This window comes from Pseudomonas sp. SWRI92 (genome assembly GCF_014268685.1).
Classification (GTDB): domain Bacteria; phylum Pseudomonadota; class Gammaproteobacteria; order Pseudomonadales; family Pseudomonadaceae; genus Aquipseudomonas; species Aquipseudomonas marvdashtae.
Genome location: NZ_JABWQY010000004.1, coordinates 47,608 through 67,822 on the forward strand (window position 1 = coordinate 47,608; position 20,215 = coordinate 67,822).

25 protein-coding genes and 1 tRNA gene are annotated in these 20,215 nt (G+C 60.1%); 20 read left to right on the forward strand and 6 right to left on the reverse strand.

From position 1 onward, the window contains the following. The first annotated feature begins 28 nt into the window (after positions 1 to 28). Positions 29 to 454 carry an HIT domain-containing protein gene (locus tag HU762_RS08935; RefSeq protein WP_186635590.1) on the forward strand — a complete coding sequence of 142 codons (426 nt, stop codon included), beginning with the start codon at positions 29 to 31 and terminating at the stop codon, positions 452 to 454. 4 nt (positions 455 to 458) lie between these two features. After that, complete coding sequence (locus HU762_RS08940) at positions 459 to 665, forward strand: SlyX family protein (protein ID WP_186635593.1); 207 nt, start codon at positions 459 to 461, stop codon at positions 663 to 665. Positions 666 to 736: 71 nt separating this feature from the next. Here HU762_RS08940 and HU762_RS26895 read toward each other — a convergent pair whose 3' ends face one another. Next, positions 737 to 1,342, reverse strand: coding sequence for a cold-shock protein (locus tag HU762_RS26895; RefSeq protein WP_186611670.1), 606 nt, complete (start codon positions 1,340 to 1,342; stop codon positions 737 to 739). Between the two features lie 397 nt (positions 1,343 to 1,739). On the opposite strand from HU762_RS26895, the gene HU762_RS08950 reads away from it, so the two are divergent. The 18 genes from HU762_RS08950 (at position 1,740) to HU762_RS09035 (ending at position 15,505) form a co-directional block, all read left to right on the forward strand. Beyond that, a complete protein-coding gene (locus tag HU762_RS08950; RefSeq protein ID WP_186611669.1) occupies positions 1,740 to 2,213 on the forward strand; it encodes a Dps family protein in 474 nt (157 codons plus the stop codon). 203 nt (positions 2,214 to 2,416) lie between these two features. Next, on the forward strand, positions 2,417 to 2,794 hold the full coding sequence (locus tag HU762_RS08955; RefSeq protein ID WP_186635596.1) for a ribbon-helix-helix domain-containing protein: 378 nt from the start codon (positions 2,417 to 2,419) through the stop codon (positions 2,792 to 2,794). 122 nt (positions 2,795 to 2,916) lie between these two features. After that, positions 2,917 to 3,138 carry a zinc ribbon domain-containing protein gene (locus tag HU762_RS08960; RefSeq protein WP_003178589.1) on the forward strand — a complete coding sequence of 74 codons (222 nt, stop codon included), beginning with the start codon at positions 2,917 to 2,919 and terminating at the stop codon, positions 3,136 to 3,138. A gap of 75 nt (positions 3,139 to 3,213) precedes the next feature. Further along, positions 3,214 to 4,989 (forward strand): aspartate--tRNA ligase, encoded by a 1,776-nt coding sequence (aspS, locus tag HU762_RS08965; protein WP_186635599.1) that lies wholly within the window; start codon positions 3,214 to 3,216, stop codon positions 4,987 to 4,989. Positions 4,990 to 5,109: 120 nt separating this feature from the next. Further along, on the forward strand, positions 5,110 to 5,856 hold the full coding sequence (locus HU762_RS08970) for a YebC/PmpR family DNA-binding transcriptional regulator (protein ID WP_186635602.1): 747 nt from the start codon (positions 5,110 to 5,112) through the stop codon (positions 5,854 to 5,856). 186 nt (positions 5,857 to 6,042) lie between these two features. Continuing rightward, positions 6,043 to 6,567: a crossover junction endodeoxyribonuclease RuvC gene (gene ruvC, locus HU762_RS08975; RefSeq protein WP_014339919.1), complete on the forward strand. Its 525-nt coding sequence runs from the start codon at positions 6,043 to 6,045 to the stop codon at positions 6,565 to 6,567. A 114-nt stretch (positions 6,568 to 6,681) separates the two neighbouring features. After that, a complete protein-coding gene (gene ruvA, locus HU762_RS08980; protein ID WP_186635605.1) occupies positions 6,682 to 7,299 on the forward strand; it encodes a Holliday junction branch migration protein RuvA in 618 nt (205 codons plus the stop codon). After that, the gene (ruvB, locus tag HU762_RS08985; RefSeq protein WP_186635607.1) at positions 7,300 to 8,361 is read left to right on the forward strand and encodes a Holliday junction branch migration DNA helicase RuvB; all 1,062 of its coding nucleotides are present in this window, start codon (positions 7,300 to 7,302) and stop codon (positions 8,359 to 8,361) included. A gap of 128 nt (positions 8,362 to 8,489) precedes the next feature. Continuing rightward, entirely contained in the window at positions 8,490 to 8,957 is a 468-nt protein-coding gene (ybgC, locus tag HU762_RS08990; RefSeq protein WP_186611665.1) for a tol-pal system-associated acyl-CoA thioesterase, read from the forward strand. Next, positions 8,947 to 9,642, forward strand: a complete 696-nt coding sequence (gene tolQ / locus HU762_RS08995) for a protein TolQ (RefSeq protein ID WP_039591698.1) — start codon at positions 8,947 to 8,949, stop codon at positions 9,640 to 9,642. The genes ybgC and tolQ overlap by 11 nt, the downstream gene beginning before the upstream one ends. A 23-nt stretch (positions 9,643 to 9,665) precedes the next feature. Next, positions 9,666 to 10,118 carry a protein TolR gene (gene tolR / locus HU762_RS09000; RefSeq protein ID WP_162277330.1) on the forward strand — a complete coding sequence of 151 codons (453 nt, stop codon included), beginning with the start codon at positions 9,666 to 9,668 and terminating at the stop codon, positions 10,116 to 10,118. Then, positions 10,118 to 11,179: a cell envelope integrity protein TolA gene (gene tolA, locus HU762_RS09005; RefSeq protein WP_186635610.1), complete on the forward strand. Its 1,062-nt coding sequence runs from the start codon at positions 10,118 to 10,120 to the stop codon at positions 11,177 to 11,179. Before tolR ends, tolA begins: the two co-directional genes overlap by 1 nt. A 17-nt stretch (positions 11,180 to 11,196) precedes the next feature. Next, positions 11,197 to 12,477, forward strand: coding sequence for a Tol-Pal system beta propeller repeat protein TolB (gene tolB / locus HU762_RS09010; protein ID WP_186635613.1), 1,281 nt, complete (start codon positions 11,197 to 11,199; stop codon positions 12,475 to 12,477). 52 nt (positions 12,478 to 12,529) lie between these two features. Continuing rightward, positions 12,530 to 13,027, forward strand: a complete 498-nt coding sequence (pal, locus tag HU762_RS09015) for a peptidoglycan-associated lipoprotein Pal (RefSeq protein ID WP_003178634.1) — start codon at positions 12,530 to 12,532, stop codon at positions 13,025 to 13,027. Positions 13,028 to 13,033: 6 nt separating this feature from the next. Next, positions 13,034 to 13,858: a tol-pal system protein YbgF gene (gene ybgF / locus HU762_RS09020; protein WP_186635615.1), complete on the forward strand. Its 825-nt coding sequence runs from the start codon at positions 13,034 to 13,036 to the stop codon at positions 13,856 to 13,858. Positions 13,859 to 14,024: 166 nt separating this feature from the next. Further along, positions 14,025 to 14,672, forward strand: a complete 648-nt coding sequence (queE, locus tag HU762_RS09025; protein ID WP_186635618.1) for a 7-carboxy-7-deazaguanine synthase QueE — start codon at positions 14,025 to 14,027, stop codon at positions 14,670 to 14,672. Between the two features lie 19 nt (positions 14,673 to 14,691). Then, entirely contained in the window at positions 14,692 to 15,366 is a 675-nt protein-coding gene (gene queC, locus HU762_RS09030; protein ID WP_186636264.1) for a 7-cyano-7-deazaguanine synthase QueC, read from the forward strand. 63 nt (positions 15,367 to 15,429) lie between these two features. Further along, positions 15,430 to 15,505: transfer RNA gene (locus HU762_RS09035), tRNA-Lys, on the forward strand. 93 nt (positions 15,506 to 15,598) lie between these two features. Here the strand turns inward: HU762_RS09035 and HU762_RS09040 are convergent. The 5 genes from HU762_RS09040 to HU762_RS09060 form a co-directional block, all read right to left on the reverse strand. After that, positions 15,599 to 16,534, reverse strand: coding sequence for a LysR family transcriptional regulator (locus HU762_RS09040; RefSeq protein ID WP_186635621.1), 936 nt, complete (start codon positions 16,532 to 16,534; stop codon positions 15,599 to 15,601). Positions 16,535 to 16,615: 81 nt separating this feature from the next. Next, positions 16,616 to 17,803, reverse strand: coding sequence for a cyanate transporter (locus tag HU762_RS09045; protein WP_186635624.1), 1,188 nt, complete (start codon positions 17,801 to 17,803; stop codon positions 16,616 to 16,618). Positions 17,804 to 17,962: 159 nt separating this feature from the next. Further along, a complete protein-coding gene (gene copD, locus HU762_RS09050) occupies positions 17,963 to 18,874 on the reverse strand; it encodes a copper homeostasis membrane protein CopD (protein WP_186635627.1) in 912 nt (303 codons plus the stop codon). Between the two features lie 4 nt (positions 18,875 to 18,878). Continuing rightward, a complete protein-coding gene (gene copC / locus HU762_RS09055) occupies positions 18,879 to 19,256 on the reverse strand; it encodes a copper homeostasis periplasmic binding protein CopC (protein ID WP_186635630.1) in 378 nt (125 codons plus the stop codon). Positions 19,257 to 19,307: 51 nt separating this feature from the next. Continuing rightward, on the reverse strand, positions 19,308 to 20,210 hold the full coding sequence (locus HU762_RS09060; protein ID WP_186635633.1) for a copper resistance protein B: 903 nt from the start codon (positions 20,208 to 20,210) through the stop codon (positions 19,308 to 19,310). Positions 20,211 to 20,215 lie beyond the last annotated feature (5 nt).

A 20,215-nucleotide genomic window follows, 5' to 3' on the forward strand; every position in this document is an offset into this window, starting at 1 on the left:
TCAATCGATCATGTAAGGAGTACGCACGGTGTTTGCCTTAGATCCACGATTGCAACAAGACACATTGCCCATCGGCGATTTCCCGCTGTGCCGCTTGCTCTTGTCCAACGACTCGAACTACCCGTGGTTCATCCTCGTGCCGCGACGGGAAAATATCAGCGAATTGTTTCAATTAGATGACGCTGATCAATTGCAGCTGTGGAAGGAAACCACGGCACTGGCCGAAACGCTCAAGGACTCGTTCGATGCCGACAAACTGAACGTTGCAACCTTGGGTAACGTTGTCAGTCAATTGCACATGCATGTGATCGTGCGCAAGCGAGAGGACGCTGCGTGGCCTGCGCCGGTGTGGGGCAAACATCCGGCGCAGCCTTATAATGCCGAGCAGGTGAGCGCCATTCGTGAGCGCTTGCGAGCGGTCCTGACCGATGATTTCAAGTTTCTGGAGGGCTGAAGCCATGAACCTTGAAGACCGTGTAACCGACCTTGAAAGCCGCCTGGCGTTTCAGGATGACACTATCCAGGCGTTGAATGACGTGCTGGTGGCGCAGCAACGAATTGTCGAGCGTCTGCAGCTGCAGATGGCTGCACTTCTCAAGCGCCAAGAGGAAATGGCCGGGCAGTTCGAATCCTTCGAAGAAGACGCGCCACCACCGCACTACTGACCTGGGCCCGAACGACGGGCAATAAAAAACCGCGAGCAGCCAGGCTGCATCGCGGTTTTTTTACGCCTGGATCAGCGGCGCGGGAGCGCGGCGATCACGTCTTCGGCCTGCAGGCCCTTGTCGCGGTGCATGACCGAGAACTCGACACGCTGGCCTTCGACCAGGACGCGGTGGCCTTCGCCACGGATCGCCCGGAAATGCACGAAAATATCATCACCGGAATCGCGGGAAATGAAACCGAACCCCTTGGAGGTGTTGAACCACTTCACGGTGCCGGTATCACGGTTGGACATGTCGTAGTTCTGCGGTGCGGCGGCCGGCGACGACTTCTTGTAGAAGCTGACGGCCAGGTGCAGCAACACAGCGAGCAATGCCGCGGCCAGGCTGGACAGGATGGCGGGTTGGCCGCCTATTTCCGGCATGGGCGCCAGCAGGGTCAGGGTTTGCAACGCAACAGCCAGCACCAGCAGCGCACTGACGAGGTTTTGCAGTTGATGACGTGGACCTTTGTTCCAGTAAGGAATTACGGGTGCCAGGGTCAGGTTGAGCAAGCCGAAAAAGGCCAGGTACAGCGCGTCGGGATGTTGCAGGTAAGGTGTGGCTTCGGAACCCAGGCTAGGGATGAAGGACAGCAGCAGGGCAGCTGCGCCCATTAGCAAGTGGACGATTTTCAACATTTTAATTGGCTCACGGTTAAGACAGATCACAAGGAAGAGCTGGTCGGGGGCGGTTCGCTCCAGAACAATGAGAGGCGTAGGAACACGTACCCGAATCAGCCTATGCGCCGTGCCCGGGAAAAGAGGCGTAGCGACACACTGCCTATTTAACAGCAAAGCCCGGGCCTTCTCAAACTCGTTACGGGCGCGCGGGACGCTGTTCGTCGGTCGGAGGGGTGGCGGGGCTCTTGAGCGTGCCAGGCGATGCGTGTTGAATTTTCCAGGTTTGTCGGAACCCCTCGGCGTCCCGGCTTGTCGGTTCAGGACGGCTGGCGATTTGTCGCAGGCTACAGGGAGAGAGACCCGCTAGAGTGCAATGGCCGCTGTCGAATTCATCACCGTCAGGAGATCAACCCACATGGCAATTGATATCGGTATCAGCGAAGAAGATCGCAAATCCATCGTCGACGGGCTTTCGCGCCTGTTGTCGGACACCTACGTGCTGTACCTCAAGACCCACAACTTCCACTGGAACGTCACCGGGCCGATGTTTCGAACCCTGCACCTGATGTTCGAGGAGCAATACAACGAACTGGCGTTGGCGGTGGACCTGATCGCCGAAAGAATCCGTGCGCTCGGCTTTCCGGCACCCGGTGCTTATTCGGTGTACGCACGCTTGTCTTCTATTAAGGAAGAAGAGGGCGTGCCTGGTGCCGAGGACATGATTCGACAATTGGTCGAGGGCCAGGAGGCGGTGACGCGTACCGCCCGTGGCATCTTTCCTTTGCTGGACAAGGTCAGCGACGAGCCCACCGCCGACCTTTTGACCCAGCGTATGCAGGTCCACGAAAAAACCGCCTGGATGCTGCGTTCGCTGCTGGAAGATCAATAAGTCTGTACAGGTGATGGCGCTGCCGTTGGCGCCATCGCTTGCCGTCGCGTGTAGGAAGACATGATTTGTCGCCAACTCCCCGTTGGCTTGTCCTACGTCGATGGTCAAAAAGTCATCTGGAACTGGCGATCCAGTTGAGCTTCCATAGGGCCACAGATCGGTTGTTCCGACTGAGGCTCGTATGGCAAAGGAGTGTCAACGGTATGATTCAAGGAAAAGAACCCAGGGGAAGTGCGCGCGGACGTTTGCTGTCCGTAAGCACCGACCCGTTCGTCAGTGGGTTTGACATGCAACTGGCCCGGCCCTTGGCCCGCTCTATCCGGCTCAACGGGTTCGCCACCTGTCTGCGGCTGGAACAAATCTATTGGGACATCCTCGGCGACATGGCTCAGCTCAACAGCTGCTCCGTCAGCACCTTGCTGTCCCATGTGGACCGGGAAGTGCATCTGCGTCACGGCGGCGTGCGCAATTTCAGCGGCTTGGTGCGTGTTGTCTGCGTTGTGCACAGCTTGAAGGAAGCTGAAATTGATCAGTGTATGTCTGGTCCCCTCGCCAAGGTGGGGTACGCCTGCCTCGAATGAACGACATTGCCGGCAATGACTGTGCGGTCTTACGGCTGCACAGGCTGCATTTAATGGATATAATCCCGCTCTTTGCCGCAAAGCCGCGCTTTGCGTAATAACCTGATCGCCGAGACAACCCCATGCCGATGTACGACTATCAATGTGCTTCCTGTGGTCATCAGATGGAAGCCATTCAAAAGATCAGCGCGGCACCGCTGGTCGACTGCCCTGCCTGCCAGGCGCCGGAGCTGAAGAAGATGCTGTCCATGCCAGGTTTCCGCCTCGGTGGTACCGGCTGGTATGAAACCGACTTCAAGACCGGCGCCAAGAAAAACCTGGCCGGTGGCGACAAAGCCGATTGAACTGAATACGCGCGAGTTCTTGCACAGGCAGGGCCTCCAACCGAATGTCGAATTACGAGAAGTGAAACCACTACCATGATGCGCAGCCATTATTGCGGCCAACTGAACGAAAGCCTGGAAGGTCAGGAAGTTACTCTTTGCGGATGGGTCCATCGTCGTCGTGACCATGGCGGGGTGATTTTCCTCGATATCCGTGATCGTGAAGGCCTGGCCCAGGTGGTGTTCGATCCGGACCGCGCTGAAACCTTCGCCACCGCCGACCGCGTGCGCAGCGAATACGTCGTCAAGATCACCGGCAAGGTGCGCCTGCGTCCGGCCGGCGCCGGTAACGCCAACATGGCGTCGGGTATGATCGAAGTGCTGGGCTATGAGTTGGAAGTGCTCAACGAGTCGGAAACCCCGCCGTTCCCGCTCAACGAATACTCCGACGTGGGCGAGGAAACCCGTCTGCGCTACCGCTTCATCGACCTGCGTCGTCCGGAAATGGCCGAGAAGCTGCGCCTGCGTTCGCGCATGACCACCAGCATCCGTCGCTACCTGGACGAGAACGGCTTCCTCGACGTCGAGACGCCGATCCTGACCCGCGCCACGCCGGAAGGCGCCCGCGACTACCTGGTCCCGAGCCGTACCCACCCCGGCAGCTTCTTCGCCTTGCCGCAATCGCCACAGCTGTTCAAGCAACTGCTGATGGTGGCCGGGTTCGATCGCTACTACCAGATCGCCAAGTGCTTCCGCGACGAAGACCTGCGTGCCGACCGTCAGCCTGAGTTCACTCAGATCGACATCGAGACCAGCTTCCTCGACGAAAAAGACATCATGGGCCTGACCGAAGGCATGATCCGCAACCTGTTCAAGGAAGTGCTGGGCCTGGAATTCGGCGAGTTCCCGCACATGACCTTCGAAGAGGCCATGCGCCGCTACGGTTCCGACAAGCCAGACCTGCGTAACCCGCTGGAACTGGTGGACGTGGCCGACCAGCTCAAGGACGTCGATTTCAAGGTGTTCAGCGGCCCGGCCAACGACCCTAAATGCCGTATCGCGGCCCTGCGTGTTCCAGGCGGGGCGAGCATGCCGCGCAAGCAGATCGACGACTACACCAAGTTCGTCGGCATCTACGGTGCCAAGGGCCTGGCGTACATCAAGGTCAACGAGCGCGCCGCGGGTGTTGAAGGCCTGCAATCGCCGATCGTGAAGAACATTCCTGAAGCCAACCTCAATGTGATCCTCGATCGCGTGGGCGCGGTTGATGGCGACATCGTGTTCTTCGGCGCCGACAAGGCCAAGATCGTCAGCGAAGCCCTGGGCGCGTTGCGCATCAAGCTGGGCCACGACCTGAAGCTGCTGACCTGCGAATGGGCACCGATGTGGGTCGTCGACTTCCCGATGTTCGAAGAAAACGACGACGGCAGCTTCTCCGCGTTGCACCACCCGTTCACCGCGCCGAAGTGCTCGCCTGAAGAATTGGAGGCCAACCCGGCCACCGCTCTGTCGCGCGCCTACGACATGGTCCTGAACGGCACCGAGCTGGGTGGCGGTTCGATCCGTATCCATCGCAAGGAAATGCAACAGGCGGTGTTCCGCCTGCTGGGCATCAATGAAGCCGAGCAGGAAGAGAAATTCGGCTTCCTGCTGGATGCGCTGAAGTACGGCGCGCCACCCCACGGTGGCCTGGCCTTCGGCCTGGACCGCCTGGTGATGCTGATGACCGGCGCCCAGTCGATCCGTGAAGTGATCGCGTTCCCGAAAACCCAGAGCGCGGCCGATGTCATGACCCAGGCGCCGGGTGTCGTGGATGCCAAGGCACTGCGCGAGTTGCATATTCGTCTGCGTGAACAGCCAAAGGCTGAGTAAGGCTGACACCTGAGAGGGCGCATCTTCGGATGCGCCTTTTCATTGGGGTCGATATTTCTGATTGCCGGCCGCTGCGCGAGCGCAGGGCGGGCAATGTTCCAAAGAGAAACGGAGCGAGTTATGGCAGGTCATTCCAAGTGGGCGAACATCAAGCACCGCAAAGAACGTCAGGATGCCAAGAGAGGCAAGATCTTCACCAAGTGGATCCGTGAGCTGACGGTCGCGGCCCGCCAGGGTGGCGGCGATCCGGGTTCCAACCCGCGCCTGCGCCTGGCCCTGGACAAGGCCTTGGGTGCCAACATGAGCCGCGACATCATCGACCGGGCCATCGCCCGTGGCGCCGGTGCGACCGAGGCCGACAACGTTGAAGAGCTGACCTACGAAGGGTATGGCCCGGGCGGCGTGGCGGTGATGGTCGAATGCATGACCGACAACCGCAACCGTACCGCTGCCGCCGTGCGTCATGCGTTCAGCAAATGCGGTGGCAACCTGGGCACCGATGGCTCGGTGGCTTACCTGTTCGAGCGCAAGGGGCAGATCAGCTTCGCGCCGGGTATCGATGAGGATGCGTTGACAGAAGCGGCCTTGGAAGCCGACGCCGATGACGTGGTCAGCCATGAGGACGGTTCGTTCGACGTGTTCACCTCGTTCGCCAGTTTCTATGCCGTGCGCAACGCCTTGGAAGCTGCGGGTTTTGCGCCGGCCGACGCGGAAATCGTCATGCAGCCAACCACCAGTGCCGAATTGGATCTGGAAGGCGCCGAGAAAGTGATCAAGTTGATCGACATGCTGGAAGACCTGGACGATGTGCAGAACGTCTACTCCAACGCTGACATCCCGGAGTCGGTGGCTGAACAGCTGGGCTGACAGGCTCAATGCCGGGTTTGATTTGAAATCATTGTGGCGAGGGAGCTTGCTCCCGCTGGAGTGCGAAGCGCTCCCAAAAAAGGTCTGCTGCGCAGCCCAGCGGGAGCAAGCTCCCTCGCCACGGATTCACTGCAAGCCTTCGGTGAGCTGTATTCTCTTGCAACCGCACTACCTTTCGCAGGCGTTATGACTTTAATCCTTGGTATCGACCCCGGTTCGCGCATCACCGGCTACGGTGTGGTTCGCGATACCGGGCGCGGCTGTGTGTACGTTGCGTCTGGCTGCATCCGCACCGGGGCGGGCGAACTGCACGAGCGCTTGCAGATTGTTTATCGCGGCGTGCGCGAAGTCATCCAGACCTACGGCCCGGTGACCATGGGTATCGAACGGGTCTTCATGGCGCGCAACGCCGATTCGGCCCTGAAGCTGGGGCAGGCCCGGGGTGCGGCCATTGTGGCGGGTGCCGAGGAAAACCTGGAGATCGCCGAATACACCGCGACCCAGGTCAAGCAGGCGGTCGTCGGTACCGGGGCGGCGAACAAGGAACAGGTGCAGATGATGGTCATGCATTTGCTGAAACTGGTCAGCAAGCCGCAGATCGACGCCTCCGACGCCCTGGCCATCGCCATTTGCCATGCCCACACCCGTTCCAGCCTGTTGCCCCATGGCCTGGGAACCGCACGCAGTCGTGGCGGGCGCCTGCGTCTCTGATAGCATCAGCGCATTCATTCATGAGCCCGAGCAAATTGCGCCTGTATCGTCGGCCTTGATGCTCGTGTTGTTACTCGCCAGCCAGCGGCTGGCCAACGCCCAAGGATCTGAAACGTGATTGGACGCTTGCGCGGCACCCTGGCTGAAAAACAGCCGCCGCACCTGATTCTGGATGTAAACGGCCTGGGCTATGAGCTGGAAGTGCCCATGACCACGCTGTATCGCTTGCCGTCGGTCGGCGAGCCGCTGACCCTGCACACCCATTTGGTCGTGCGCGAAGATGCCCAGTTACTCTATGGCTTCTTCGGCAAGCGCGAGCGGGATTTCTTTCGCGAGCTGATCCGCCTCAATGGCGTCGGCCCGAAGCTGGCCCTGGCCTTGATGTCGAGTCTGGAAGTCGATGAGTTGATCCGTTGCGTGCAATCCCAGGACACCTCGGCGCTGACCAAGGTGCCGGGAGTGGGCAAGAAAACCGCCGAGCGCTTGTTGGTCGAGCTCAAGGACCGCTTCAAGGCCTGGGAGGCGGTACCGGCGATGTTCGCCCTGGTGCCGAATCAGCCGAACGAGCCGGACGCGCTTACGCCAGCGGTCAGCGCCGAGAGCGATGCGGTCACTGCCCTGATCTCCCTGGGCTACAAGCCGCAGGAAGCCAGCAAGGCGATTTCCGCCATCAAGGAAAAAGGCCTGAGCACTGAAGATATGATTCGCCGTGCCCTGAAGGGAATGATTTAAGTGATTGAAGCTGACCGTCTCATCGCCGCCACGGGCGCGCCCCGTGACCGCGAGGAAATCCAGGACCGCGCGATCCGCCCCGTCAGCCTGGCCGACTACATCGGCCAGCCGACCGTGCGCGAGCAGATGGAGCTGTTCATCCAGGCCGCCCGTGGGCGCGGCGAGTCCCTGGATCACACGTTGATCTTCGGTCCGCCGGGCCTGGGCAAGACCACCCTGGCCAATATCATCGCCCAGGAAATGGGCGTGTCGATCAAAAGCACCTCCGGACCAGTCCTCGAGCGCCCGGGTGACTTGGCGGCGCTGCTGACCAATCTAGAACCTCACGACGTGCTGTTCATCGACGAAATACACAGGCTGTCGCCGATCGTCGAGGAAGTGCTGTATCCGGCCATGGAAGATTTCCAGCTCGACATCATGATCGGCGAGGGGCCGGCGGCGCGTTCCATCAAGCTCGACCTGCCGCCCTTCACCCTGGTGGGTGCCACCACCCGCGCCGGCATGCTGACCAACCCGCTGCGAGACCGCTTCGGTATCGTCCAGCGCCTGGAGTTCTATAACAACGCCGACCTGGCGACCATCGTCAGCCGCTCGGCCAGCATCCTCGGTTTGCCGCTGGACCCGGACGGTGCCTACGAGATCGCCCGTCGGGCCCGGGGCACGCCGCGGATCGCCAACCGACTGTTGCGCCGCGTCCGCGACTTTGCCGAGGTTCGCGCCAAGGGCCACATCACCAAGCCGATTGCCGACCTGGCCTTGAACCTGCTGGACATCGACGAGCGCGGCTTCGATCACCAGGACCGGCGTCTGCTGCTGACCATGATCGAGAAGTTCGACGGTGGCCCGGTGGGCGTCGACAGCCTGGCCGCGGCCATCAGCGAAGAGCGCCATACCATCGAAGATGTGCTGGAGCCGTACCTGATCCAACAGGGCTATATCATGCGCACCCCGCGCGGGCGCGTGGTGACGCGTCACGCCTATCTGCACTTTGGCTTAAACATCCCGACACGAATGGGTGAGATGCCGGTGGTAGACGAATTCCTCGATGCGGTGGACGATTGAGCGCGTTCTTTATCCCGACTTTTTTCCGGTTCGTGCTGTCCCAGACCACGCCTGGAGCGTCAATGCATTCGAGAATGAAAAAACAGTTGCCTGGCCGGATTGGCAACCCGAGGAGTAAGCACTAGAGTATGCGCGCGCAAAACGGGCTGGAGTCGTTCGCACATCGCTGTCGCGTTTATTACGAGGACACCGATGCCGGCGGCATCGTTTACTACGTCAATTACCTCAAGTTTATGGAACGGGCTCGAACCGAACGGCTGCGGGAACTGGGTTTCGCCCAATCCGCGCTGGCAGGGGAGGACCTGTTATTCGTCGTGCATTCCAGCGAAGCGCGCTACCACGCGCCGGCGCGACTGGACGACGAGCTGCTGGTAAGTGCCGATGTCATCGAATTGAACCGCGTCAGCCTGCGCTTCAAGCAGCAGGTCAGGCGGGCTGCGGATAATGTGCTGCTCTGCGAAGGGCAGTTTTTGGTGGCCTGTGTGCGCACCCATAGTTTGAAACCCCGGGCCATTCCCGAAGCTCTACGCGCGGCCTTTGCCGGCGTGAGCGGCGCGGGTACACACTCAGAGCAGGAGATAAAGCGTGGAAGCTAACGTCGTCGACCATTCCTCCATGTGGAGCCTGGTCAGCAATGCCAGTGTCGTGGTGCAACTGGTAATGCTGATCCTGGTAGCCGCATCGGTGACCTCATGGATCATGATCTTTCAGCGCAGCAACATGCTGCGCGCCGGTCGCCGTGCCCTGGAGAGCTTCGAGGAGCGCTTCTGGTCCGGCATCGACCTGTCCAAGCTGTATCGCCAGGCCGGCAGCAACCCGGACCCTGATTCGGGTGTCGAACAGATCTTCCGTGCCGGCTTCAAGGAGTTTTCCCGTCTGCGCCAGCAACCGGGCGTCGATCCTGAAGCGGTGATGGAAGGTGTGGCCCGTGCCATGCGAGTCGCCATCTCCCGCGAAGAAGAAAAACTCGAACAGGGCCTGCCGTTCCTGGCGACCGTCGGTTCGGTCAGCCCGTACATCGGCCTGTTCGGTACCGTGTGGGGGATCATGAACTCCTTCCGTGGCCTGGCATCCGCCCAGCAGGCAACCCTGGCCACCGTGGCCCCAGGCATCGCCGAGGCGCTGATCGCCACGGCCATCGGCCTGTTCGCGGCGATCCCGGCCGTTATTGCCTACAACCGCTTCGCTGCCCGCAGCGAAACGCTGACCAGCCGCTACTACACCTTCGCCGATGAATTCCAGGCGATCCTGCACCGCAAAGTGCACACCAGCGAAGAATAAGCAGGTATTTCCCAATGGCTTTAATCGCTCGAGCCCGAAAAAAGCGCAAGCCGGTCGCCGAGATGAACGTAGTGCCCTACATCGACGTGATGTTGGTGCTGCTGGTCATCTTCATGGTGACCGCGCCGATGCTCAATCAGGGCGTGAAGGTTGATCTGCCCAAGGTTTCCAGCGAAGCCTTGCCGCAGGACAACAACACCCAGGTACTGACCATTTCGATCAAGGCTGACAAGACCTATTACTGGAACCTTGGCAGCGAAGTCGATACCGAGAAGCAGCAGGACCGCGCCATGACCTTGCCGCAGATGACCGATGCGGTGACAAAGATCATCAACGCCGGTAACAGTAACGGCAAACGCACCCAGGTCTTCATTCGCGGCGACAAGACCGTCGACTACGGTGCCGTCATGGGTGCCATGGGCGGTTTGCAGAAAGCCGGGGTCGGTAATGTTGGCTTGATCACCGAGGCCCCCTGATGCAACAACAGCGAGAGCCGTCCGCCTCGGAAAGCTACTTCTGGCCCAGTGTCCTGGCCATCGGCCTGCACGTGCTGGTGTTCGGTATGCTGTTCGTCAGTTTTGCCATGACCCCGGAGCTGCCGCCGGCCAAGCCGATCGTGCAGGCGACCCTGTACCAGCTCAAGTCGAAAAGCCAGGCGACTACGCAGACCAACCAGAAGCTGGCTGGCGAGGCGAAGAAATCCGCCGCGCGCCAGACTGAAGTCGAGCAGATGGAGCAGAAAAAGGTCGAGCAGGAAGCGGTGAGAGCAGCGGAACAAAAGAAAGAGGAAGCTGCTCAAAAGGCCGAAGAAGCCAAGAAGGCCGATGAGGCGAAGAAGGCAGACGAAGCCAAGAAAGCCGACGAAGCGAAGAAAACCGCCGAGGCCAAGAAGGCAGAAGAGAAACAATTGGCTGATATAGCCAAGAAGAAATCCGAAGAAGAAGCCAAGAAAGCCGCTGAAGAAGAGGCCAAGAAAGCGGCCGCTGAAGAAGCGAAGAAAAAGATTGTCGAGGACGCGAAGAAAAAAGCGGCCGAAGACGCCAAGAAGAAAGCTGAAGCTGACGAGGCGAAAAAGAAAGTCGCCGAAGACGCGAAGAAGAAAGCCGCCGCCGACGCCGCCAAGAAAAAGGCCCAGGACGCAGCGCGTAAATCCGCCGAAGAGAAAAAGGCCCAGGCCTTGGCAGATTTGCTTTCCGACACGCCGGAGCGCCAGCAGGCATTGGCCGATGAGCAGGGCGATGAAGTCGCCGGCAGCTTCGACGATCTGATTCGCGCACGAGCGGCGGAAGGCTGGGCTCGTCCACCTTCGGCGCGCAAAGGCATGACGGTAGTATTGCAAATCGGCATGTTGCCCGACGGTACGGTTACCTCGGTCAGCGTGGCCAAGTCCAGTGGCGATGGTCCGTTCGACGCTTCGGCGGTCGCGGCGGTCAAGAACATTGGGCGATTGACGGAAATGCAAGGAATGAAGCCGAGCGATTTTGCTCCCTATCGTTCGTTCAAGATGACATTCACACCTGAGGATCTAGCCTTGTGAGAAACCTTCTTCGATCAATGCTTGTCGTTATCTGCTGCCTGGCAGGGATAGCGGTAGCAGAGGAAAAGAACATCCTGGTCACCAGCGGCAGCGACCGGGCGACCCCTATCGCCGTCGTTCCGTTCGGTTGGCAGGGCGGCAGCGTCCTGCCGGACGACATGGCTGAAATCATCGGCAACGACCTGCGCAACTCGGGTTACTACGCGCCGATTCCGAAGCAGAACATGATCGGCTTGCCGACCCAGGCCAGCGAAGTCATCTACCGTGACTGGAAGGCCCTGGGCGCCCAGTACATCATGGTCGGCAGCATCGTTCCGGCCGGCGGTCGCCTGCAGGTGCAATACGCCCTGTTCAACGTCGCCACCGAGCAGCAAGTGCTGACCGGCAGCGTGTCGGGCAGCGTCGACCAGCTGCGCGACATGGCGCACTACATCTCCGACCAGTCGTTCGAGAAACTCACCGGCATCAAGGGCGCGTTCTCTACTCGCATGCTCTACGTGACAGCCGAACGCTTCTCCGAGAAAAATACCCGCTACACCCTGCAGCGTTCCGACTATGACGGTGCTCGTGCAGTGACCCTGCTGCAGTCGCGCGAGCCGATCCTGTCGCCGCGTTTCGCCCCCGATGGCAAGCGTATCGCCTATGTATCGTTCGAACAGAAGCGTCCACGCATCTTCATGCAGCACATCGACACCGGTCGTCGCGAGCAGATTACCAACTTCGAAGGCCTGAACGGCGCGCCAGCCTGGTCGCCGGACGGTACCCGCCTGGCGTTCGTGCTGTCCAAGGACGGTAACCCGGACATCTATGTGATGAACCTGGCGTCGCGTTCGATTTCCCGCGTCACCAATGGCCCGGGCATCAACACCGAACCGTTCTGGGGCAAGGATGGCTCGACCATCTACTTCACCTCCGACCGTGGCGGCAAACCGCAGATCTACAAGACCAGCGCCGGTGGCGGCGGTGCCGAGCGGGTGACGTTCGTGGGTAACTACAACGCCAACCCTAAACTGTCGGCGGACGAAAAGACCCTGGTGATGATCCATCGCCAGGATGGATTCACCAATTTCAAGGTGGCGGCCCAGGATTTGCAGCGCGGTAGCGTAAAAATCCTCACTGATAGCACTCTGGACGAGTCACCTACTGTTGCGCCCAACGGCACCATGGTAATCTACGCCACCCGCCAGCAGGGCCGGGGAGTCTTGATGCTCGTGTCCATTAATGGACGCGTGAGGCTCCCGCTTCCTACCGCTCAAGGCGAAGTCAGAGAACCGTCCTGGTCCCCTTACCTGAACTGACGCGGCGCAATACGTTTTACTTAACACACTGGGGTTCATTAGGAGTTTCACGATGGAAATGCTGAAGTTTGGTAAATTTGCTGCGCTGGCTCTGGCCATGGCTGTAGCTGTAGGTTGCTCGTCCAAAGGCGGCGACAACGCCGGTGAAGGCGCTGTTGATCCAAACGCTGGTTACGGCGCTAACACTGGTGCAGTTGACGGCTCCCTGAGCGAAGAAGCTGCTCTGCGCGCAATCACCACCTTCTACTTCGAATACGACAGCTCGGACCTGAAGCCAGAAGCCATGCGCGCTCTGGACGTTCACGCCAAAGACCTGAAAGCAAACGGCGCTCGCGTTGTTCTGGAAGGCAACACCGACGAACGTGGTACTCGTGAGTACAACATGGCACTGGGCGAGCGTCGTGCGAAAGCCGTTCAACGCTACCTGGTACTGCAAGGTGTTTCCCCAGCTCAGCTGGAACTGGTTTCCTACGGCGAAGAGCGTCCAGTTGCTACCGGCAACGACGAGCAGTCCTGGGCTCAAAACCGTCGCGTCGAACTGCGTAAGTAATTCGTCATGCGAACGTGCCGTCGTGCTGTAACTGTTCTGGCTCTCAGCCTCGCGCCGCTTGCGGCGTGGGCTGCGGTTCCTGTGGTCGATAACCAGACCGGCTATGATAATAGCGGGAGCAGTTATCCGCCTGCAGGTTACGGTACGAACGGCGCCTATGCCGGGGGAGGGGTTTCGGCCCCTGTCTCGGCACAGGGCCAGCTGTTCAACCAACTGCAGCAAATGCAGGATCAGATCTCGCGCCAACAGGGTGTGATCGAAGAACTGCAAAATGATATTTCGCGCATGAAGCAAGAAAACCTGGAGCGATACCAGGATCTTGATCGGCGCATAGGAACCGGCGTTGCACCTGCCGCGACTCCTGAGAATTCTCCTGCCGGTGGCGACTTGAACGCTCCCGGTGCAGCCGCAGGCGCCGGGGCAGCAGCACCTGCAGCCGGTGGTGAGCCGGCTGATCCGGCGAAGGAAAAGCTCTATTACGATGCCGCCTTCGACCTGATCAAGGCCAAGGATTTCGATAAGGCCAGCCAGGCCTTCTCCGCTTTCCTGCGCAAATACCCCAACAGCCAGTACTCGGGTAATGCCCAATACTGGTTGGGTGAAGTGAACCTGGCCAAAGGTGACCTGCAAGGTGCCGGCCAGGCGTTCGCCAAGGTCTCGCAGCTGTATCCCAAGCACGCCAAGGTGCCGGATTCGCTGTACAAGCTGGCTGACGTGGAACGCCGCCTTGGTCATACCGACAAGGTAAAAGGCATTCTGCAGCAGGTGGTGGCCCAATACCCGGGTACCTCCGCCGCCCAGCTGGCCCAGCGCGATCTGCAGCGCATGTAAGGCTGTTTGACCCGCTTGGAAGAAACCCGCGCTTGTCGCGGGTTTTTTCGTTAGAATTCACGCCCTTTTTCTGAAACACGCTTCTTGGGATCTACGCGTTGGCGGGGTTGCTTGAAGTGCCTGACGGAGGCGGACAGCCTGTTTAGCTGTTACGCCCGTGGCGACTATGCAAGACACATTGAGAATTACCGAAGTTTTTTACTCGTTGCAGGGTGAAACGCGGACGGCCGGGCTGCCTACTGTATTTGTGCGCCTCACCGGTTGCCCGTTGCGTTGCCAATACTGCGACAGTGCCTATGCCTTCAGCGGCGGCACCTTGCGAACCCTCGACGATCTCCTCGAACAAGTGGCCGGCTTTCGCCCCCGCTATGTTTGCGTCACCGGCGGTGAGCCCTTGGCGCAACCCAACGTCATCCCATTGCTCAAGCAGTTGTGCGATGCCGGCTATGAGGTCTCGCTGGAAACCAGCGGCGCCCTGGACATTTCGCCGGTCGACCCACGGGTCAGTCGCGTCCTGGACCTGAAAACCCCAGGTTCCAAGGAAGCGCATCGCAACCGTTACGAGAACGTCGAGCTGTTGACCCCCAACGATCAGGTCAAGTTTGTCATCTGCTCAAGGGAAGACTACGACTGGGCCGTGTCCAAACTGATCCAGTATGGTCTCGACCGGCGGGCCGGCGAGGTGTTGTTTTCACCGAGTCATCACGACCTCAATGCCCGGGAACTGGCCGATTGGGTCGTGGCGGACAATTTGCCGGTGCGCCTGCAATTGCAGCTGCATAAATATCTTTGGAACGACGAGCCGGGGCGCTGACATGATTGAGCAAGACACGATTTCTGAAAAGCGCGCGGTCATCCTGCTGTCCGGTGGCCTGGACTCGGCAACCGTCGTGGCCATGGCCCGAGCAGACGGCTATAGCTGCTACACCATGAGTTTCGATTACGGCCAGCGTCACCGCGCCGAGCTTCATGCCGCCGAGCGGGTAGCCCGTGACCTCGGCGTAGTCGAGCACAAGGTGATCGGCCTGAACCTCAACGGCATTGGTGGTTCGGCCCTGACCGACAGCTCCATTGACGTGCCCGAGGCGCCGAGCGAAGGCATTCCGGTGACCTATGTGCCGGCGCGCAACACCGTGTTCCTATCGCTGGCGCTGGGCTGGGCCGAAGTGCTGCAGGCCCGCGACATCTTTATTGGCGTCAACGCCGTGGATTATTCCGGTTACCCGGACTGCCGCCCGGAATTCGTCGAGTCGTTCGAGCGCATGGCCAACCTGGCGACCAAGGCCGGCGTAGAAGGACAGGGTTTCCGCATCCAGGCGCCGCTGCAAAACCTCAGCAAGGCCGACATCATCAAGGCGGGAGTGAAGCTGGGCGTGGACTATGGCCTGACCGTTTCGTGCTACCAAGCCGATGATCAGGGCCGCGCTTGTGGCAAGTGCGACAGCTGCCGACTGCGTGCCGAAGGCTTCGCAGCGGCGGGCGTAAGCGATCCAACCCCTTATTTTTGATTTATTTCAAATTAAGTGTTGAATAGTCCTTAGAAATCAGTATTATACGCGCCACCACACAGAGGGTCGTTAGCTCAGTTGGTAGAGCAGTTGGCTTTTAACCAATTGGTCGTAGGTTCGAATCCCACACGACCCACCATTTTCTGTAGTTTTAAAAGTCTGGAAGGCCCACGCAAGTGAGGATTTCCGGATTTTTTTTTGCCTGCAGAAAAGTTCGCTGGCCTGATCGGAGTCAGCGCAATCCTTCCTCCGAACACACTTGCATGATCTGCTGGCGCAACCAGATATTGGCGCTGTCCTGGCTGGCTTTCTCGTTCCACACCATGTCCAGCGTAAAGTTCGGCAGGCCCGCCGGTGGCTGGCGCTCGGCGAATTTCTCTTTGTCGCAAAGCAATGCCTGGATGCGCTTGGGCAGCGTCAGGATAAAGTCGGTTCCGGCGACCAGGTTCAACGCTGCCACGTAGCTGTTGGCTCGGGCAACGATCTGCCGCCTATGACCCTGTCGATCGAGCCAGCCATCGATCATGTTGGTGTCAGACGTCCAAGGTGTCGGAAAGATATGCTTGCATGCGACGAAGTCCTCCAGGCTTAACGCTTCGTTGGGTCCCGAGAAATGTTTATCGACCACGCACATCAGCTCATCTTCGAGCAGGGTCTGTGAGTGCAAGCCTTGGCTGTCGCCATGGAAATTCGGGCCGAAACACACGACAAGATCGAAGCGATCTTCCTCCAATGCGCCCACCGGGATATCCCGCTGGAATTTGGTGATGTTGATGACCACCGGAAAACTGCTGCCGATGAAGCGTTTAACGAGTTTCGGCAGGATCAGCAGTTCGAAATACTCCGGCGCGCAAACGGTGAAGGTTACTGCTGCCTGACTCGGATCGAACGCCTGCTTGCCCACGTGGCATTGGTTGATCGTCTTGAGGATCTCAAGTATCTGGCCGTACATGGCGGCGGCTTTGTGGGTGGGGCACATGCCACTGCGAGTGTTGATGAACAGCTCGTCTTCGAAGCTGATGCGCAGTTTCTTCAGGCAGTAGCTCACGGTCGACTGGCTGACACACAGTGCTTCGGAGACCTTGGTGACGTTGCCCTGTTCGTATACCGCGACAAACACCATCAAGTCTTGCATGTCCAGCTTTCTGAGCTGGTTGCTAATGAGCATCGGTTGTTCTCGGCGCCATCCGTACGTACCGTCCCTGTCCCTGAAGAAAGGGACCTTTATACTTGCCGTTACGGTCGATGCCTAGCCAATCCGCCGCGCGTATTGCTTGGGATTGAAGCGCAACACCATCAGCAGCATCAGCGTTGTTACCGCTGTGAGCGACCACCAGGCCCATTCGAAGCTGCCCGACTGATCGCGAATCATCCCGGCAATCAATGGCGAGAGCCCGGCGATCAGGTAGCCGATACCCTGCACGAACGCCGTCAGCGCACCGGCACGGCGTGGACTTTCCAGATGGTCGAGGGACACGATCAGACTCATCGGGAACAGGCCGCCGATACCCAACCCCAGCAGGCATGGCCACAGCAGGCTCAAGCGTTCCGGGCTGAGGATCATGCCGCAGAAGCCAGCCATGATCAGGGCCAGCAGCGCGGCCAATACCAAGCGTTTATCCTGACTGCGGTTGGCTATTGCCGGCGTGACGAGGCCGGACAACACTTCCATCGCGGTGAGAAACCCCAGCAGCAGGCCGGCTTGCTGTTCGCTCCAGCCTTTTTCCAGGTAATACGGCGCCAACCAGGCCAGGACGCAGGTGTAGGACGCGGTACCCATGCCGAAAAAGAGTGCCAGCAACCAGGCCCGCCCGCTGGTGAAGAACGATGCCTGTGGGCGCGCCGGTGTTTCAGGCAAGGGCGTTACGGCGCGGCGTTGTGCGTACCAGCAGCCGAGTGCGACCACGGCCAGCAGCGCCCAGATCGCCAGGCCGGTGCGCCAACTGCCGGTCTGCGCCAGGACGAGGGGAGAGAACGACGCGGCAATGGCCGCTCCGCCCATGATCGACGTGACATACAGCCCCATGAACAGCGAGACGTTGCCGGCGAAGCGCGACTTGATCAGTGCCGGCATCACCGCCTGGATCAGGGCGATCCCGATTCCGGCCACGACCGCACTGGCGATCAATCCAGCGGCGCTGTCCAGATACAAGCGCGACGCCGTGGCGATAGCGATGATCAACAGCGACAGGACGACGGTGCGGTGTTCACCGATGCGCAGGGCAACGCGCATGCCCAGGAACATCGCCAGGCCCATCGCCATGACCGGCAACATGGTCAGTAGCGATGCCATGCTGAAACTCAAGGGCACCTCGCCGCGAATGGCCGATAACAACGGCCCGACCGCAGCCATCGAAGGCCGCAGATTCAGTGCCACCAGCACGATGCTGACCATCAGCCAGACGGCGTGGGTGCTTGAGGTTCGAATGTTTTCCATAACAGGGCCTTGGCCAGAACAAAGCGCTATTAAGGCTGCGGCAACCTGCTTTGGGCAAACTGAAAACTGGCGGGGCTTATCGAATAATTAAATGCCGCCCACTCGGCCTTTGGCGAGGGAGCAAGCTCCCTCGCCACGGACTCATGGGGCGCGAGACGGTCATTCCATCGCCGGACTCAGCGTCCCAAGCCACGCCACCAATCCAAGAATCACGACGGCTACGAATAACTCCAAAGCCATGCTGCGCCGCAGCGCACTTACCGCGATGCGGTGCTCGCCGGTCTGTCGGGCCTGTTCCAGCAGCGGAGTCAGGCGAAAACGGTTCAGCGCGGCGAACACCAGCATGACCGAGAACAAGATGAGCTTGAACGTCAGCAACTGACCATAAGTGCTGTCGAACAGCCCTGCGACACTTGGGCCGACGATGAACAGATAATTGGCCACGCCTGTCACGCTGATGACTGTCACGATCACCGCCCCGACGGTTTCAAACCCAACCAATGCCCGGACCAGTATCGCCAGCTGAGGTTCGGCCTGGCGAAGCAGGAGGGCAAACGCGGCCAAGGCGCCGATCCAGCCACCTGCCGCCCACAGGTGCAGGAAGTCGGTGATGAAGTGCCAGTTGCGGCGTGACCCTTCGTTCATGGCGCCGTGACCTGCCCAGGCCAGCGTCGCCAGCGCCACAGCCCCGCCCAGGGTGACCAGGGCCAGGCTGGCCGTCGGCCAAGGTTTATTGAGCGCCACGGCAAAACCGGCCAGCAGCAACGCCGCGATGCGCAACGTGCAAGCCAAGCCGACCTCGGTTTCCAGTACCATCATTTCAATGTGCGGCCACAGTTCGGCCCACGCCGAAGCGCCGCTCATGGCCCAGGCCATGCACGCCATCGCAGCCAAGGAGAGCAACCCACCCAGCAGCGCCGTGATCACCAACAGCGGCGCGAAAGGCAACTGCGCGCCGGACACCCGTTCCTGGCCTCGCAGGCTGTAGAGGCCAAACGCGGCCAGGCCGAACAGCAACATCAGGTCCAGGTACAGGGCGAAGCGCAGCGCGATGTTGATCGAGTCGCTCATCGACTCACTTCACCTTAAACGTGACGTTGCCGGTGATCGGGTGAGTGTCGGACGATACCGCGCGCCACTGGACTTGATAGGTGCCGGCGCTGAGTGGGGCATTCGGCGTGATAACCATGGTTTTTGGATCGTCGCTGCCGGAAACCCTGGCCGCCATGGCCATCGGCGCATGGGCCGACATGCCGGGCATCGCGGTCATCACCAGCTTGGCGCCGGAGAACTTGGTAATGAGATTTTCGGAAAAGTGCAGCTCGATCTTCGCCGGTGCCGCACCTTCGGCGCCTTCGGCTGGCGTGGAGGACAGCAGTTTCGGATGGGCCTGGGCCAAGCCACTGAACAACAGGCCGGCGGACAAGGCGACAGCGGTTTTGATGAATGACATGCAAGGACTCCTACAGCTCGTTTTTAGTTTTAAGTGAAGCAGGTCAGCGGATCAGAACCACAGGCGCACGCCTAGCACCAGGCGTGCTTCGCTGCGGTCTTCGCCTTCATCCCGGGCGTAATCGGCGGTATTGCCGTAGACACGGTTCCAGGTGACGCCGATATAGGGGGCGAACTCGCGGCGGATTTCGTAGCGCAGCCGCAGGCCGACTTCGGTGTCTGACAGTCCCGAGCCGACGCCATGGGCGGGGTCGTTCTTGCCGTAGAAGTTGGCTTCGGCGGTGGGCTGCAGGATCAGACGGTTGGTCAGCAAGATGTCGTAGTCGCCTTCCAGGCGTGCCGCGCTCTGGCCGCCTTCGCCGATGAACGCGGTGGCCTCGGCTTCGAAGTTGTACAGCGCCATGCCTTGCACACCGAACGCGGCCCAGGTTTGCGGATCGCCTGGCTTGAAGTCCTGGCGCACGCCGGCCACCACGTCCCACCACGGGCTGATGGCATGTCCCCACAGGGCCTGGAGCTCGGCTTCTTCAGTCTTGCCGTTGAGGCGCTCGCCTTCGGAGCGCAGCCATAGACGATCGATGTCGCCGCCAATCCAGCCGGAGGCATCCCAGCTCAGGGCGCTGCCGTCATTGGCGTCTTGCCATTCGAGTTGGTCGATGAGAAAAAACCAATGGATGGCGCTGTCATGCACCGCATGCCCGCCATGATCCTCATAGACGGCGGCGCGGTCGGCAGCGGTCAGCTCCGGGATTGGCGTGCGGCTGGTGACGGGGGCCGACTGCATCGGCTCCATGCCCTGCATCGAGTCCATGCCTTGCATCTGGCCATGGTCCATCCCCTGCATCTGGCTGTGATCCATGCCTTGCATCGTGTCGCTCGCCGCCCAGGCCGAAACGCTGGTGCCGAGGGCAAGGGCGGCCACGGGCAGGCTGGGGTATTTCAACAGGCTGATCATGGTCG

Coding starts and splice junctions, on each gene's coding strand:
- HU762_RS08940 (WP_186635593.1), top strand. CDS start 459: ATGAACCTTGAAGACCGTGTAACCGACCTTGAAAGCCGCCTGGCGTTT.
- HU762_RS26895 (WP_186611670.1), bottom strand. CDS start 1,342: ATGTTGAAAATCGTCCACTTGCTAATGGGCGCAGCTGCCCTGCTGCTG.
- HU762_RS08950 (WP_186611669.1), top strand. CDS start 1,740: ATGGCAATTGATATCGGTATCAGCGAAGAAGATCGCAAATCCATCGTC.
- HU762_RS08955 (WP_186635596.1), top strand. CDS start 2,417: ATGATTCAAGGAAAAGAACCCAGGGGAAGTGCGCGCGGACGTTTGCTG.
- HU762_RS08960 (WP_003178589.1), top strand. CDS start 2,917: ATGCCGATGTACGACTATCAATGTGCTTCCTGTGGTCATCAGATGGAA.
- aspS (WP_186635599.1), top strand. CDS start 3,214: ATGATGCGCAGCCATTATTGCGGCCAACTGAACGAAAGCCTGGAAGGT.
- HU762_RS08970 (WP_186635602.1), top strand. CDS start 5,110: ATGGCAGGTCATTCCAAGTGGGCGAACATCAAGCACCGCAAAGAACGT.
- ruvC (WP_014339919.1), top strand. CDS start 6,043: ATGACTTTAATCCTTGGTATCGACCCCGGTTCGCGCATCACCGGCTAC.
- ybgC (WP_186611665.1), top strand. CDS start 8,490: ATGCGCGCGCAAAACGGGCTGGAGTCGTTCGCACATCGCTGTCGCGTT.
- tolA (WP_186635610.1), top strand. CDS start 10,118: ATGCAACAACAGCGAGAGCCGTCCGCCTCGGAAAGCTACTTCTGGCCC.
- tolB (WP_186635613.1), top strand. CDS start 11,197: ATGCTTGTCGTTATCTGCTGCCTGGCAGGGATAGCGGTAGCAGAGGAA.
- pal (WP_003178634.1), top strand. CDS start 12,530: ATGGAAATGCTGAAGTTTGGTAAATTTGCTGCGCTGGCTCTGGCCATG.
- ybgF (WP_186635615.1), top strand. CDS start 13,034: ATGCGAACGTGCCGTCGTGCTGTAACTGTTCTGGCTCTCAGCCTCGCG.
- queE (WP_186635618.1), top strand. CDS start 14,025: ATGCAAGACACATTGAGAATTACCGAAGTTTTTTACTCGTTGCAGGGT.
- HU762_RS09040 (WP_186635621.1), bottom strand. CDS start 16,534: ATGCTCATTAGCAACCAGCTCAGAAAGCTGGACATGCAAGACTTGATG.
- HU762_RS09045 (WP_186635624.1), bottom strand. CDS start 17,803: ATGGAAAACATTCGAACCTCAAGCACCCACGCCGTCTGGCTGATGGTC.
- copD (WP_186635627.1), bottom strand. CDS start 18,874: ATGAGCGACTCGATCAACATCGCGCTGCGCTTCGCCCTGTACCTGGAC.
- copC (WP_186635630.1), bottom strand. CDS start 19,256: ATGTCATTCATCAAAACCGCTGTCGCCTTGTCCGCCGGCCTGTTGTTC.
- HU762_RS09060 (WP_186635633.1), bottom strand. CDS start 20,210: ATGATCAGCCTGTTGAAATACCCCAGCCTGCCCGTGGCCGCCCTTGCC.